Below are 15,755 nucleotides of genomic sequence, written 5' to 3'. Positions count from 1 at the left end.
ATAGTGTCTAACTTTTTGGGGGCAGTCTAAAATTGGTATTTCTTTTAACAGTTTTTGAAATTAAGATTTCAACCAAGCATCCTTTAAAGTATTTTTGGTTGCATCTGTAGCCTTAAGACCTTCTTTCTCTTCATACGGGAATTTTACTGTTCCGGTTATGATTTGCTCTTTACCATCGCGTTTTATTTTCACAGTAATCGCATCATTTTCTTTCCAGTTGGTGCTTTCCGTTATCATTTCATAGATAGTATCCAATGAATACGGTTTTTCATTGATCGATACTATAATATCTCCACCTTTCAATCCTAGGTTGGTATAGAAAACATTCAACTCTATATTTGGAAGAACGATAATTTCTTTGGTCGCTTGATTGACAGTTATGTATGGTGATTGCCCTTTTAGAAATACATTCCCAGGTACTTTTTCGATTGATTTTGTAACGCCTACTTTAGAAAGATACGTTTGGTACGGAATTGGAGTTGATCCTGAAACATAAGTAGCTAAAAACGCACCTACTTCAGGATAGGTAAAGGAAGTTATTTTTGCAAAAAGGTCAGCATCATCAAATGGTTTAGCTACACCATATTCAATGGATAATTTTTGCATCAAATCAAGAATTCCTCTTTCACCATTACTTTTTTCTCGGATAATGATATCGATGCACATACCAATAAGTGCGCCTTTTTCGTATACATTCAAGTATTGTGCTTTATACGGTTCTGTCAATACATTTGCACTCATCGTAGTGAATGGCATAGTATCATTCAAGGCATTTGCATTTTCAATCTTTTCAGCCATGCGCGAATAGAATTCTTCTTCAGGGATTAATCCTTGATTGATTTGAAAAAGATTGGCAAAATATTCTGTTACTCCTTCGTACATCCATAAATGTTCTGACATTTTTGGTGAATTATAATCAAAATAATGGATTTCTTTAGAATGAATGGTCAATGGTGTAACGATATGAAAAAATTCATGTGAAACGACATCTTTCATTGATTTAACTAATTCCTCTCTAGGCATCATTTCAGGTAAAACCACCGTGGTTGCCGTTGGGTGTTCTAAGGCTCCAAAACCCTTCGCGTCTGTTGGGGTCATGCTTGAAAGATAAAGTAGCACGGTGTATTTTTTTGTCGCATTTATTTTTCCTAAAAAGGTTTTTTGGGCGATCATCATTGTTTTCATTTCTGGAGTGATACTTTCAGCTGTCACTTTTCCAGACGGGGAGTACACACCAATTAAAATTTCCATTCCATCAACAGTAAAAGTGGTATAGTCTGGTTTTGCATACATGATTGGATTCTCTACTAACTCAGCGTAACGTGCAGTGGTAAACACATCAGATGTTGCACTAGCATCAAGATCGGTCATTGAAGTTGCGCCCCATAATGTTTCAGGATGAGTGACAGTCACGCGGTACGGAAGATCTTTTTTATCTTGAAAATAACCAGCAAAACCATGCATGTTTAACATGAAGTTTTTTCCGGCATCAATGTTGGTTCCTGCTGGTGAAAAAATATCATTTTGACCAAAACCTCCACCTTTTTCTGTATCAAAGGTATCGTTTACCAAATAGGTAATTTTTGCCAATGATTTTGCATTCTTGATATTCCAAGTATTGTCATCGGTTTTAGTTACTATTAATGCGATTCCTTTGCTATCAAATGCTTTGAATTCTTCGATATACTTCCCGTAATCATCAATAGAATAGGTTCCAGGAACAATTTTAGGAATACTATACGTTACGTCTTCGGTGGTTATTTTTGGTGCAGTAATGGTTACCAATACTTTGTCTTCTTTTACATCATTCAAATTAATGGAAACTTGTACTAGATTAGTGTCGGTTTTCGAGTTATTTGTTGCAGTACTCGCCGTTTTGCAGCTCCACAATACCGAAGCAAATGCTAACGTTAAAAATATTCTTTTCATTTTAATTTGTTTTATTTTGTGTATCAGTCGTACAAAGTGATAATTAGTTACAGCTATAACGCTTTTATAAAACGCGTTATTGTATTCAGTAATTGAGCTGATATCGGTAGATTTGGATCGTTGTACGATTTCATATTTTCAGAAGTATCTCCTTTTATCTCCTTAAAAACATGATTCATAGCATCAATTATAACCAGCTCTGAATCTGGTTTTGATTTTTTTAGTAATTCTGCTTCGCCCACACTAACTTGTAAATCTTTAGTTCCATTAAGAAGCAAAGTTGGAATTTTAAGCTTTTTGATTTCGTCTTGTGGATTGTATTTGAGCCACGAAATCATATAAGGCTGCACACTTGGCCTAAAAAGCGAAGCAAGCATTTCATTTTTCAATTCAAATGTTTTTCCGCTTTTTAGTATTTCAAAATTTTTAAGCACCTCTTCTTTCAAAAAGGGAGCTTGTTTCTCTATTTGCTCGACAACAACAGCGTCAATAGTTCTTCCAGGACCGGCAATAGAAATAAAGGCATCAGCATTATCATTGGCAGCAATCATGCCTATGAGAGATCCTTCGCTATGACCTGCAATGATTATTTTATTGTATTTTTTTTGGTTTTTGAAATAGGTAAAAACGGCTTTCGCATCATTGATAAAATCTTCAAATGAAAGAGTAGCCTCATTAAGAGTTCCTAAGGATATTTGAGCAAACATGCGTTTGTCGTAGCTAAATGCTGCGATATCATTTTGCGCTAAGCCTTCACAAAGGTATTTCAGCGAGTTATTGATTACATTCTTTTGATTTCCATCTCTGTCTGTTGGTCCTGAACCTGCAATCAAAATGACAAGAGTTTCTTTTTTTGAATTTTTTAATGGAGTGTATAACGAACCTTTTAGTAAGGTGTTGATGTTAATTTCCTCCTTTTTGAAAATTTCAGTCTTAGATTGAGAATATCCCAATGATACAAAAAGTAGCGGTAAAAGGATTAGTATTTTTTTCATGTTATTTAGCGTTTAGTTGTTGCATTACGAGTTCTGGATTTTCAACTTCGATAATCAATTTGTGGTAATAGGAATCGGTTAGCTCAACAATGATTGCATTTTTTTTATTGCAAACGTCCCAAAAATTTCGTTTTCCTTTTTTTATATACGTTCCTGCTGTAATCACCCACGGTACTTGAGTTCCAGGTATTTTCCAACCAATCCAAAAAGTAAACTCGTCTTTACTTTGATACGCATGGATAATTTTTTCTTTTGGTACCCTAATCTTATTTTCGAAAGCCCAAAATTTATGACTGCCTAGGATATCAAAAATAAATTCGTTTTCGGTGGCTGTTATTGAGACCATAATTAATTTGAGTATTAGTTAAAAAACAAAAAAACTCCTAAAAATCAGGAGTTTTGTGTTTAATCTAATTTATTTTTTATGTAATATTTACCATCTAAATCTTCATCAAAATCATCAATCTTAACTGGTTTTGGTTTGGGTTTATTCGCAGCCGCTTTTTTCTTCCACATTTCGAATTTTTCTGCGGGCATTTTCTTTTTCATAATTTCAAGAACTTCCTTCTCGACTAAACCAAATTCTTTTTTGATGATTTCAAAAGGATTTTTTTCTTCTAAAGCCATCGTAACAAGTTTTTCTGTTTGTTCCCAGTTCAATTCTTTTCGGTTACTCTTTTTCATCACGTGAAAATTAATTCAAATAAGTTGTTAATGATTAATAAATTGCATTTTTTAATTACATTCAATATTAAGAAAAATAAATAATACTTTTTCTCAAAAAGGGATTTTTTTTTATAATTTAATTAATTTCCTTTTGTTGCTTTTTTTGAAAGGGTATTTTTAATAAATTTTTAAGTTCATTGTGCTCTTCTGGCTTCTGATGGGTATCTATTCCATAGATAATTTCCTCTTTTGGGAGGGTCATAAAAGTTCCAAAAAGACGGTCCCAAATAGAAAATATATTGCCATAATTACTATCTGTATAGGGCAAAACATAATGATGGTGGACTTTGTGCATGTCTGGCGAGACTATGAAATAACTTAAAACAGTATCTACTTTTTTTGGAAGCGAAATATTAGCATGGTTGAATTGCGTAGCCACAACGGATAAGGTTTGGTACAGGAAAACCAACCACATCGGACTTCCAATAAGTAAAACTCCTATCGCGGTAAACGTAAATCGAATAACACTTTCTCCAGGATGATGCCTGTTGGCAGTTGTGGTATCAATCCAAGTATCCGTATGATGAATCAAATGAAAACGCCACAAGACTTTGGTTTTATGCTCGACTAAATGCACTAAATAGGCTCCAATTAAATCCAACAATAACAACCCAATTAAAGCGTACAACCAAACAGGTAACGCTGGCAGCCACTGTAAAATTCCAAAATTATGAGCAATCGTCCAATCAGCGGTTTGTAATAATATAAAAGCCAAACAAAAGTTGACAATAATGGTGGTAATCGTCATGAAGATGTTAATGCTTGCATGATGCCATTTTTTATACGTGAAATTAAAAAGTGGATACGCATTTTCAATCAACCAAAAAAAAGTGATACCACCCACTAAAATTAAGCTTCTATGGGAAGACGGAATAGTAGAAAAATAAGCTATGATGTCATTCATAAAAAAAAATATTTATTTCAAATTTAATACTTTTTATAGAAATAATTATTTGATTACCCGAAAAGTACCATTAATTCTGTGACCAATAGGTTTTGCGGTTTTTGGTATTTGGTGTTTCCAGAAATGCTGTGTAGTACCTTTCATTAATAGTAAACTTCCGTGTTGCAGTACAATGCTTTTTTTTAGGTCCTTTATAGTATTATGTTTTAGTTGAAACGTTCGCTCTGCACCAAAACTTAAGGAGGCAATTATTGGATTTATACCTAATTCTTTTTCGTTGTCAGCATGCCAGCCATTGCTGTCTTTTCCGTCGCGATATTGATTAAGTAATACGGTTGTAAAAGTGGTTTGTGCGACAGCTTCTATTTGTGTTTTTAGCTTTTGCAACAGCAAATTCCATGGATGCGGTTGCATCGTAATATTCGAATACGAATACGGTTTTCCTTCATTTCCAAATAAAGCGGTCAAACGAGGTTGCGGATGAATTTTTCCAAATACTCTAATATCATCTTGCTGCCAAGGAATATCATGGGTGAGTTGAGCAAAAATACTGTCAGCCAATTCTGTATCAAAAAATTGAGAATAATAAATTATCTCAGCGTCTGGCAAGTCAAGAATGAGTGGTTCTGATTGGGATTCAAAAAGTGATTGCACGGGATTAGGTATATTGGTACGCCCAAAAAATTAGAAATAATTGCAACGGCATGCGCAAGAGTAACACCCATTTTGGCAAGCCCATACGCGCCTTTTCGTCAAAATACATATATAAATGCGTTGGAAAAATAGCAATCAACAAAGCAATTACTCCCCAAGCGCCATAGTGGGACAGCGCAGGAAAACATAAGGCAATGGCCAAAATGATTTCGGCTAAACCGCTGATGTGATTTAGTAATTTTGGATTCGGGAAATAAGGCGGAATGATTTTCAGGTACAGTCTCGGGTTTCTGAAATGGTTTAATCCTGCAATAAAGTAAACAAAAGCCATCACATATAAATGCCAAGGTAAATTCATAATAAAGTTATTTATAACGAATTTATAAAAATTTAAATGAAATTAGCACAAATGTTTTAAATAGAAATTACCCTTTTTTCTTAAAATTTACGTTCATTATTATAATTGCCAAAATGATTAGAATAATTCCAATCCATTGAATCAGAATTACCTTTTCATTCAATAAAAAATAAGCCATTAATACTGAAACGGGTAATTCTAATGCCGAAACGATACTCCCAAGGCCAATTCCTGTTAGTGGGAAACCCGCATTAAACAATAAAGGCGGAATTATAGTTCCAAACAATGCTAGGATGATTCCCCATTTCATGAAAATTTCAAAATTAAAAGGAGCTGTTTGTGTAGCAATAGCAAAACCGGTAACAATCACAGCACCGCCCAAGAGCATATACAAACTTCTTTGTGCCGATGAAATATTTGTCGCCACCCGATTTGCGGTAAACATGGTTGTGGTAAAAGATGTTGCCGCCAAAAGTCCTAAAACGATACCGCGCCAGTCCAATTCTACATTGCTTTGGATCAAATTCGTAGCAAACGCCGTTCCTGTTAAAACGATGATAACAGAAATTATTTTTTGGGTAGAAGGTCTTTTCTTTTCTAAAATCATTTCGAATAAAACGCCCATCCAAACGGTTTGCATCAATAAAACGATAGCAATCGAAACGGGAATGTATTTAACGGCCAAATAATAAAAAATACTCGTCATTCCCAGCGAAGTTCCTGCTAACATTAGTTGCGTAATATTTTTCTTGGATGCTTTTATAACGTCATTTCCTTTTTTAGCTTTTTGAAACAAATTAATGAGCAGCATTCCTAAGATCCCATATACAAATTGGGCTATCGTAACTTCGGGTGTAGTAAACCCCTCGCCGTAGGCTATTTTTACAAAAGTCGCTAGCATACCATAACTGGTTGCGCCAAGACCTACTAAGAAAACTCCTTTTAATACACTATTCTTTGTCATTTTTTCAATTTTAAAAAGCGGGCAAAGATAGGTTTTTAAAGTGATTCGTGGCAAACTTAAAAAAGTCCTTTCAAAATAGAGTTTTGTATGCCAATTCGAGTAGGATCAAAGTCCAATTTATTTTTCAAAATCGAAGCATATACACTTCTAAAATCAATATCATGTTTTAAATCACCTTGATCTAAATCAGCAAGATTAGGATTTTTACCTATTATTTTTCCTTGGTTGTTTCCACCAATGATGAACATTGGAGCGGCTGTTCCGTGATCAGTTCCTTTTCTGTTATCTCTAACGCGGCGACCAAACTCTGAAAACACTACAATGGTTACATTTTGCAACAGCTGTGCTTTTTTTAAATCTTCATAAAAATTAAAAACAGCATCGTTCAGTTCTGTGAGCTTGTTTTTATGAATGGCGAGTTGGTTATCGTGCGTGTCAAAACCTCCCAACGAAGTATAATACACTTTTGAATTTAAGTTGCCTTTGATTAGTTTGGCAATCCATTCGAGATTTTTTGACAATCCTGTTTTGGGATACACTACGTCCGAGGGTACTGATTTTGTTATGGCTTTCTGAATGTCATCAGATCCCTCTACAACAGAATTGGCTATTTTTCGAACAAAATCTAACTGTGGGTTATTCGATAATTGGCTGTCATTTTCCAGTTTGTTTTTAGTAACAAATCGGTTGGGATCTTTAACAGTAATCGAGTTAGGTTCTTCGCCTTTGAGTGCTAAATTATCGATACTGTCAATATTTATACCTGCTGTAGGTTGGTGTTCTTTGCATTGCAAATCCAAGTAGCGACCCAACCAACCATCATTTAAATACTCTTGATTGGTGGGAGCAGTCTGCCAAATTTCTTGACTTCGAAAATGAGAACGTGCAGGATTGGGATAGCCCACATTTTGAATAACCGATAGATCTCCGTTTTGCTGCATACGCGCAAATCCCTTTAAAGCAGGATGAAACGCCATTCCTTTAGCTGCATTTAGCACTTCATCTTTGGTGAGTGCAATTTTTGGACGCAAGTCATAATAGAGTGCATCTTCAAACGGAATGAATGTATTTAATCCGTCATTTCCACCATTTAATTGTACAAAAACAACACATTGTTCGCCGATCACTAGATTGTTTTGCGAACCGAAGGAATACAGAAAATCAGGCAATAGAAGTGAACCTCCTGTAAAGGTTCCGGTCAGTGTCAAAAAATGTCTTCTGTTCATAATTGTAGTTTTAAATGAGTTGGAATTCAGGTGTTTTAATCATGTAATTGAACAAGCGCATCACAGCATTTTCGGAACCCGCTGTTTTAGGATCAAAATCATATTTCAATATTTTTGCAAAATCGGCTTGACTGTAATCGTCTGTATCAAACAGCAATCGGTCTTTGAGTTCGCTTATGATTTCCTTGTTAGTGCCAGTCTTGTTCCAATTTAATTGCACTGAGAGTAGCTTTTTGGGATTTTGTCGCATCATAGTGCCTTCATTTTTAGCACCATGGTTCAAACTTTTACCATTGCAAAGTAAATCGGCAGCATTGTTTCGTTGCAGAAAGATCTGTGATGTCAACCAAGAATTGCCACCGTCCCAACCTTTCACGTTGGGTTGATCAAATAAATCCATCCCTTGTTGTTTGATAAAAAAGGCTATTAGTTTGGTATTCGGATTAACAATTTGTAGTTCGTTCATGATCTGCAAACTGTATTCTAAAGGGTTTTTAATTTTAGAACCAGCAGTGTTTTTAGTATACTCTTCAGTAAAAATTTTTTCTAAAAGCGGTTTGATTTCAAAGTTCATCTTTTTAAAATAGTCACCATAATAACGCACCAAATCTTCTTTTGGACGATCGTAAATAAACCATTGCAAAATTTTTCGAGTAATCAAATACGGAATATTGGGTTGATCAAAAATAATATCCACCATTTCGTTCAGTTTGAAATTTCCTTTCTTGCCCAAGTAAATAAAGTTCTCTTGCTCTTCAAAAAATTTACGATAAACCGCGTTTTCTTCTCCAATACCGAGTCCTGCCAGACCTTTAGCGCCATTTTTTATATCTTCCTCTGTGTAATTTCCTATTCCAAGCGTAAAAAGTTCCAATAATTCCCGACTTAAATTTTCGTTCAGTTTTCCTTTTCGATTGTCCACATTATCCAGATAGCGCACCATTGCATTGCTTTGAATAATCGCTTTGGTCAAGGTTTTGAAATTACCAAAAGCATGTTCGCGTAAAATTTGGTTGTGCTGAAAAATCCAGTAATTCACTTTTACTTTTTGGGAAGTGGCGACAAAATGATTGTGCCAAAAGCAGGTCATTTTTTCACGCAATGGCAACTCATTGTGATACATTTTTTCAATCCACCACGCTTTCATGGCAATTGTAGATTGTCCTTCTTGTTTGCGAATTTCCTTTACTTGCTCTGGACTAGCGTTTTTCAGCTTATTTCGGAGTTCTTTATATTCACTGATAGTTTTTGGACTATTTTCTAAAAAATCAGGAAGGTTTGCATCAAATGGAGTGGCAAAGGATTGCTCCAAGAAGTTTTTTAAACCTAATTTTTTGATGGTAGCCGCTTGTTGCGCTGAATATCCGAGTCGTAAAGACCAAAGGGTGTGATTGTTCATAATCGTAAAGTGCTATACGAGTTAGACTTAAAACGTGTTCTAGGGTTTAATCTAAAGCTTTATTGGTGTTTTGATGTTGATATTTTTTCATTCTTGTTGTAACATATCAACTAAAACGCGGACTTATGGAATATCTATATAAAAATCATGAAAAAAATACAATTGATTGCCTTGTTGAGTCTTGCCAGTTTTTATACCCTTTCGGCTCAAACTACTCCCGAAAAAGCTCCTGAAAAAACAACCGAATTAAACGAGGTTACTATTATAAAAACTAAAAAAGCGATAGAGCAAAAAGCAGATCGTACAATATTTAACTTTGCCGATCAGCCCAATTTGAATACTGGTTCTGTGCTAGAAGGGATCAAAAAATTACCTGGTTTAATCGCTTCAGATATTGCTGGAATGATGTATCAAGGAAAACAATTGGATGTTTTTATGGACGGCCGACCATTGAATATTTCTACGAATGAGTTGAACGCTTTTCTAGAAGGGATGCCAGCTAATGCAATTGAAAAAATTGAAATTATTACACAACCAGGAGCAGAGTTTCCTGCCACTTCTGGTGGTGCAATTTTAAATATTATTACCAATAAAAATGCAAAAAACTACCTGAGTGCAACCTATACCAACAGTACAAGTTTTACGAGTTATGATGATGTGCGGTTGAGAATGAACAACAGTCTTTTGTTGAGTGCCAAGAATAAATATTTTGGATGGCAGTTAAATCTTGGCCAAAATTATAGAGAAAGCGCCGTGTGGTCTTCTCTTCAAAAACAGGAAAATGGCATGAATTCCTTACTTTCTAAAACGGATGCCGATCGTACAGGGAGAAATAATTTTATCAAATCGGCGCTCACATTTGATATTGGAAAAGATCGTTTGTTGCTTAATTATGATGTAACGCACAACAATAATGATAGCAATACATTAGGAAGCGGACCAGGATTTAGCACCAATGATGATTCTCAAAGTACGGGCTTGCGCCAAGATGCTGTCGTGACCTATCAGAAAAAATTTAAAGAAGCTGCTAAAAAGTTGGAATTTAAATTCAATTACAACAACAACACGAATGATTTTCAATTGAATCCAGTGGGAAGTTCAACGTCAACGTTAGATAATTCATCGAATCAAAATTTATACAACGTTAAGTTTGATTACTCACAACCTATGAAGTTTTCGGATGAAGGGAAAATTAGTTTTGGCGCATTATACGAAGAGTTGCTTTTTGATGCAAAGAGTATGGGAACCACTAACTTGGAATACAAACGTAGAACGACTGCATCGTATCTAGAATTCCAGACTAAGTTTGACAAAATAAATTTTATTGTTGGTGGTCGTGCTGAAGATTACAACATAACAGGTAAAACGGATGTGGCTGCTTTGAGTGCTTTCAAACAGTTCCGCTTTTTTCCTAATGCAAGTGCACAGTACAATTTTAGTACATCCGTTAATTTTAATGTGAATTATAATAAAAAAATCACCTTACCAAGCACTTCTGCTTTGAACCCAAACAATACCAATTATCAAAACCCAAATGTAGATTATTCTGGTAATCCGAACCTGCAGCCTACGATTTTTGATAATTACGAAGTAAAGTTAAGCGCCTTTGATTATGCTTTTATTAGTTACAACATCAGTTCGGCAAAGAACCAAGTGATCAACAGAGTGGCACTTAATAATGATGTAGTAATCAATACAAATGAGAATATTCCCGAAGTGAAGATTCATAATTTTAGTGTGGGCATGCCAATTCCGTATATGTTGTTTACTAAAGGCTTCGCTGAAACTATGAAAATGAATGTGAATCCAGACACCATGAACTTTTTATACGTGTATACAGGCTACCAATACCACCAAATTCCAAATGTTGACACCAATGGTTTTTGGATGTTTAACTTCATGTCGCAAATAGTACTTCCAAAAAAGATAAAGTTTGTAGCCAACTATAATTACGTTGTGCCAAAAGGAAACTATTTTTATTTTATCGCAGTAGAACCGCTAAGAAATTCATTGGATTTAACCTTTTCTAAAAAGTTTTTGAAAGACCAATTGACACTTTCTGTTTTTGCCGATGATGTATTGAATACCAATAGGAATGCTTTCAACGCTTTTGAAACACCTTTGTTAATTAGCAGCAAACAAGACACTAGGAAATTTGGCTTTAGCTTAAATTATAAAATTCCAACCAAAAATAAATTGGCCAAAGAAACCCCGAATTTATTAAACAAAGAGAAGAAAGAAGAAGAAGGAATTATAACGCAATAACATTTTACAATAATTTTTAAAAGAGCTGTAAGATTATTTTACAGCTCTTTTTTGTAAAATCAGGTGCTTATTTATGCATCAAGTCACTTAAATGCAAACGTAAGGCATTCACAGAAATACTGATTTCCCAAAATGATAATCCCAAGGAAATCAATAATCCCAATAAACTCATCCCAAAAAGATAAACACCAGCGGTTTGTTGCTCTAAAAATAAGAGTAACATTGCGAAAACAGATAGAAATAAACTCAATACGCCCGCTAATTGCATATTTCGAATAAGGGTTAAGCGCAAGTTTAGATTTTTGATTTCTAATAAAATCAGGTCGTTTGCTTTTTCTTTATATGTTTTTTTCAGCCCACGTACAATAGTAGCAAGTGTCAAGAAACGATTGGTATACGCCAGTAAAATTAGCGAAGTAGCACCAAAAAGTAGGGCAGGAGTTTCTATTTGTAATATCATTTTTGATCGTTTAAATTGAAGATGCAAATTTCGATAAACAAATTGGGATAACTACTTTCTTATGTACAAAAGTTGTTAATTGCTTTACATTGAGCGTTTTCTAAAGTAGGCTTGTTTATTCTTAAATGGAATTCAATTCCATACAATTGTAAACTCCTACTCCTAAAGAAAGCTGTAAATGTCTTTTAATTTTGCGTTAATCTGTAAATTAAAATCGCAGCTCGTTGAATTAAATACGGAAATTCTTTTAGGTTAATAGTTTCACCAGCAGCATGAGCACCCCTTCCAGAAGAACCTAAACCATCTATACAATCTACATATTTTGCTATATACGAAATATCGCCGGCACCTCTAGAACCTGGGTCGCCGGCAACTGTTTTACCTATTCCCATGTCTTGAGAAATAGTACTAATAGTAGCAAGTAAGCGATTATTACCATCTTTTGGAGCCATTCCAGGTATACCATCGCTAAAACTAATTGTAGCCTTTGTGCCATTTAGATTATTGGCTACAATAGCTTTCATTTTTTCTCTGGCTGTTTCTTTTTGTTCTTCGGTCAAGAAACGTAAATCACCAACAACGGTAACTGTAGGCGAAATGATATTTGTTTTACCTATTGCATCACCTTTGGCTTTATCAGCATCATAATTCATTTCTGAGCCGCCAACTATCAATCCTGGATTAAAGGTCAAATACTTTTCTTGACTCAATTGCAAACGAAAATCATTTAAAATTCTTGCAGATTCATAAATAGCACCATAGCCAGAATTACTACTGAAAATACCCTGAGAGTGGCCAGTTTTGGCAGTCACATTTAATGTCCAGCTGCTAGCTCCACGACGAGCTGTTGTAACCGTGTTGAGACCCATGGCTGTTTCAAAACCTAATGCTACATCACATTGCTGAGCTCGTGTTATAAAATCTTTACGGCTTACGCTAATGGGTAGACCAGCTCTTTCTTCATCTCCTGTAAAATAAACTATTATTGATGCTTTGTCTAATAAGCCTAAATTTTTTAAGGCTTGCAATGCTGCAATAACTACTACATCACCCCCTTTCATATCAATAGCACCTTGCCCTGTAGCTGTTGAGTCATTTAACATTGTCCAATTATTGGCAGGCATATTTGGTTCAAAAACCGTATCTAAATGCCCAATAATAAAGATACGTTTTCCCTTAGTTCCTTTTTTGGTGGCCACTAAATGACCAGCTCGTTGCAAACTATCTGGCAAGCTTACCCATTCGCTTTTAAGTCCAGCTTTTTCAAGCTCTGCACTGTAAATGGCGCCTACTTTTTTTACACCTTCAATATTTAATGTTCCACTATTGATGTTGACTGTTTTTACAAGTAAATCTTTAGTTTCTGGCAAATGCTCATTGACATAGGCAACGATCTTTTTTTCTGTATTAGATAAATTTTGTGCTTTGCCATTGATAAAAGCAATTAAAAAACAAAGTGATAGGAGTATTTTCTTCATTATGGTACATTTTAAAATTCTAATTATCCTTCTGGTCGCGAGAACTTGCAATTCACAGCTACAAAGGCTTCATGTTAAAACAAATCTAATCAAAAATTTCTATTTCATTTTCCAAATAAGAAAACTCCAGTAGCGCCGAAATACCTCTTCAGTTCGCTATCGCTTTTGTTTATGCTGTATCACTCTAATTGGCAACAAAAAAACGCGATGTTTTAACCAAGCAGGAATGCTACAAATCTTAACGTAAAATAATTTTCTTAGTTTTAAAAAATATAACTTTTTTACTTGAATTGTTTGTTCAACTTTGCGGGCACGGATTGTAAAACCGAGATCAGTAAATACATTTTAGCATAAATATATAACTCAATTTTGCTGGTTTATTCCCATTAAATGTAAATAAGATTCCAGTAAAAAGAGTTACTTGGAGCCATAATTTTGAAATGTTAATTTTTAAAGAAATGTTGTTTTTGTATCGAAAGATTATCAACGTTTGTAAATTGATTTTTAGTAGTTTTACTTTTTATAGATAGACCATGAGACATAAACTAAAATACACGCTTAAAAAAATATTCATTCACCGATTGAAAGATCTCGGGACCTTTTTAAGTGCTGTTTATGCCCTCTTTATTGGATCGGCTTTGATGTTTCTAGAATACCATGTTAATTTTGGATTGCTTTTTCAATTAAATATACTAGAAACTTACACGCGCTTAGTAGGGGTAGCTAATATCTTGATATCTATTCTTATCGGGATTTCACTTACTACGTTTTCAGTGATATTTGTGGTAATGCAATTGGCTTCGTCGCAATTTTCTCCCAGAATTTTGAGGCATTTTTTAGTCAATGATTTTAAAATGCAAAAGTTTGTGGGCTTATTTGTAGGTACTATTTCGCTTTGTGTTTTGCCGCAATTAGTATCGGTGTTTTTTCCTCAAACTCCTTTTCTTTTAACACTTTTTGTGGGTTCCCTTTTTGCTTTTTATGGTTTGGCTTGGTCTTATCCTAGGATGATTACCTATTTGAGCATTAATATGAATGTAGCCAGCATTACGAATCGCATAAAGATTGATATGGTTGAAGAAATTAATATTTTGTATCCTGATACCTGGTGTGTGGGTAAAAATCTCTTGAACAAACGTTCTCTCATTGATCCTAATAAGTTCAAAATCCAGATTGCGAGTCCGTTTGAATCAGGCTACTTAGACAGTGTGAATTATAAAAAATTAGAAAGACTATCAACTTACATTTCACGTTCAGCAATGGCGCCTTATTTTGAGAATGCGTATCAAAAACCAATCGTTGGCGAATTTATAATGAAAGACACAACCGTACTTTTGGCATTGGTTTTTAATCAGGAAATTGCATCCAACCAAATAGCCGAATTGCGACAGGAAGTGAATAGTATTGTACGTGATGCGTTCAAGGTAGAGCAATTTAGGAGTCATACGCAAGACATAAATTTTGGCGTACGCAAATTGGTTGATATTGCCATCAAAGCAATTTCGCCAGCAGTTAATGATCCTACGACTTGTTTGAATTGTATTGATCAAATAGGCGAAATAGCCAAAGAATTATCCTTGAAAGAATTTCCATCAATAGATTCTAGAGCTGTCGAGTCCAAAAATATACAAGTCAACGAATTTAGTTTTGAAGAGTTTATAGATTTCTGCTACGATCAAATTTTTCAGTGGGGCAAGTACGATCCTACAGTTGTTAAGCGTCTTCTTAGATCAATTAGAATCATACTGCCTTTAGTACAAAATCCTTTTCATTTAAAAATTTTGATTCAGCAAGTAGTCGAAATGGAGTTGATGACCATTTACAATTTATCGAATTATGAAAACGGGAATTTGAAAATCTCAAAGGAAAAACTCAATACTATTGAAGTCGAGTTGGCTAATTTTAATCAGAAAGCGAAACAACAAATAAAAACTTTAGAGTTAAAAGGCATTCTGAAACACTATGAAAACAATCATTATTCGGATAATAATGAAATTACAAGAGCTGAAATTGAGGCGATTGAATATCTAAAAGCCTTCAAAACTGTAGACGAAACTATTTATAACATTGGAAATGAAATAGCATAAAAAAAAACCTGCAAGTTTGCGATTGAAGATTCTTGTCTTATTTGGAAACCGTCAGAGGATTTGTAATCCATGCGCATTCCAATGGTCAATGGTTTAGGACTCTTTTTTTTAATTTTAAATTGAGGATTTCTTTTGTCCGATATACCATGCGAGCATGGATTGTAAATTTGCACGATCGGTGTTTGTTTTTATAGAATTGTACAATAAGTAAACTAAAAAGAGAGGCTTTCCAAAGTTAATTTGGAACAGCCTCTCTTTATTTTAGTTTAATAAGTGTTGCTTAAATTTTGAATGAAATTTCTAAAATTCA

General features: G+C 34.5%; 14 protein-coding genes. 2 read left to right on the top strand and 12 right to left on the bottom strand.

Features of this window, described 5'->3' with window-relative positions; translation table 11 throughout:
* Nucleotides 1–60 precede the first annotated feature (60 nt).
* The 10 genes from AC061C_RS02440 to AC061C_RS02395 all read right to left on the bottom strand — a co-directional run bounded on the left by AC061C_RS02440 (nt 61) and on the right by AC061C_RS02395 (nt 9,155).
* The gene (locus AC061C_RS02440; RefSeq protein WP_478289879.1) at nt 61–1,929 is read right to left on the bottom strand and encodes a M61 family metallopeptidase; all 1,869 of its coding nucleotides are present in this window, start codon (nt 1,927–1,929) and stop codon (nt 61–63) included.
* A 53-nt stretch (nt 1,930–1,982) separates the two neighbouring features.
* The gene (locus AC061C_RS02435) at nt 1,983–2,924 is read right to left on the bottom strand and encodes an alpha/beta hydrolase (protein ID WP_478289878.1); all 942 of its coding nucleotides are present in this window, start codon (nt 2,922–2,924) and stop codon (nt 1,983–1,985) included.
* Between the two features lies 1 nt (nt 2,925).
* A complete protein-coding gene (locus tag AC061C_RS02430) occupies nt 2,926–3,270 on the bottom strand; it encodes a hypothetical protein (protein ID WP_478289877.1) in 345 nt (114 codons plus the stop codon).
* Between the two features lie 59 nt (nt 3,271–3,329).
* Nucleotides 3,330–3,608, bottom strand: a complete 279-nt coding sequence (locus AC061C_RS02425) for a DUF2805 domain-containing protein (RefSeq protein ID WP_147673428.1) — start codon at nt 3,606–3,608, stop codon at nt 3,330–3,332.
* Nucleotides 3,609–3,726: 118 nt separating this feature from the next.
* A complete protein-coding gene (locus AC061C_RS02420) occupies nt 3,727–4,554 on the bottom strand; it encodes a sterol desaturase family protein (RefSeq protein ID WP_478289876.1) in 828 nt (275 codons plus the stop codon).
* A gap of 45 nt (nt 4,555–4,599) precedes the next feature.
* A complete protein-coding gene (locus AC061C_RS02415) occupies nt 4,600–5,208 on the bottom strand; it encodes an alpha-ketoglutarate-dependent dioxygenase AlkB family protein (RefSeq protein WP_478289875.1) in 609 nt (202 codons plus the stop codon).
* A gap of 4 nt (nt 5,209–5,212) precedes the next feature.
* Nucleotides 5,213–5,566 carry a DoxX family protein gene (locus AC061C_RS02410; RefSeq protein WP_478289874.1) on the bottom strand — a complete coding sequence of 118 codons (354 nt, stop codon included), beginning with the start codon at nt 5,564–5,566 and terminating at the stop codon, nt 5,213–5,215.
* A gap of 67 nt (nt 5,567–5,633) precedes the next feature.
* Nucleotides 5,634–6,530: a DMT family transporter gene (locus tag AC061C_RS02405; protein WP_478289873.1), complete on the bottom strand. Its 897-nt coding sequence runs from the start codon at nt 6,528–6,530 to the stop codon at nt 5,634–5,636.
* 56 nt (nt 6,531–6,586) lie between these two features.
* Entirely contained in the window at nt 6,587–7,756 is a 1,170-nt protein-coding gene (locus AC061C_RS02400) for a DUF1501 domain-containing protein (RefSeq protein WP_478289872.1), read from the bottom strand.
* A 10-nt stretch (nt 7,757–7,766) separates the two neighbouring features.
* Nucleotides 7,767–9,155, bottom strand: coding sequence for a DUF1800 domain-containing protein (locus AC061C_RS02395; RefSeq protein WP_478289871.1), 1,389 nt, complete (start codon nt 9,153–9,155; stop codon nt 7,767–7,769).
* A gap of 147 nt (nt 9,156–9,302) precedes the next feature.
* Here AC061C_RS02395 and AC061C_RS02390 point away from each other — a divergent pair, with 147 nt between their 5' ends.
* The gene (locus tag AC061C_RS02390; protein ID WP_478289870.1) at nt 9,303–11,420 is read left to right on the top strand and encodes a TonB-dependent receptor domain-containing protein; all 2,118 of its coding nucleotides are present in this window, start codon (nt 9,303–9,305) and stop codon (nt 11,418–11,420) included.
* A 67-nt stretch (nt 11,421–11,487) separates the two neighbouring features.
* Here AC061C_RS02390 and AC061C_RS02385 read toward each other — a convergent pair whose 3' ends face one another.
* Nucleotides 11,488–11,880: a DUF2721 domain-containing protein gene (locus AC061C_RS02385; RefSeq protein ID WP_417979342.1), complete on the bottom strand. Its 393-nt coding sequence runs from the start codon at nt 11,878–11,880 to the stop codon at nt 11,488–11,490.
* Nucleotides 11,881–12,065: 185 nt separating this feature from the next.
* Nucleotides 12,066–13,358 (bottom strand): M20/M25/M40 family metallo-hydrolase, encoded by a 1,293-nt coding sequence (locus AC061C_RS02380; RefSeq protein ID WP_478289869.1) that lies wholly within the window; start codon nt 13,356–13,358, stop codon nt 12,066–12,068.
* Between the two features lie 533 nt (nt 13,359–13,891).
* Between AC061C_RS02380 and AC061C_RS02375 the strand changes: the two genes are divergently transcribed.
* The gene (locus AC061C_RS02375; protein WP_478289868.1) at nt 13,892–15,445 is read left to right on the top strand and encodes a DUF2254 family protein; all 1,554 of its coding nucleotides are present in this window, start codon (nt 13,892–13,894) and stop codon (nt 15,443–15,445) included.
* Nucleotides 15,446–15,755: the final 310 nt, after the last annotated feature.

Source organism: Flavobacterium sp. GNP010, assembly GCF_056428945.1.
This window is presented reverse-complemented; position numbering and strand designations above follow the sequence as displayed.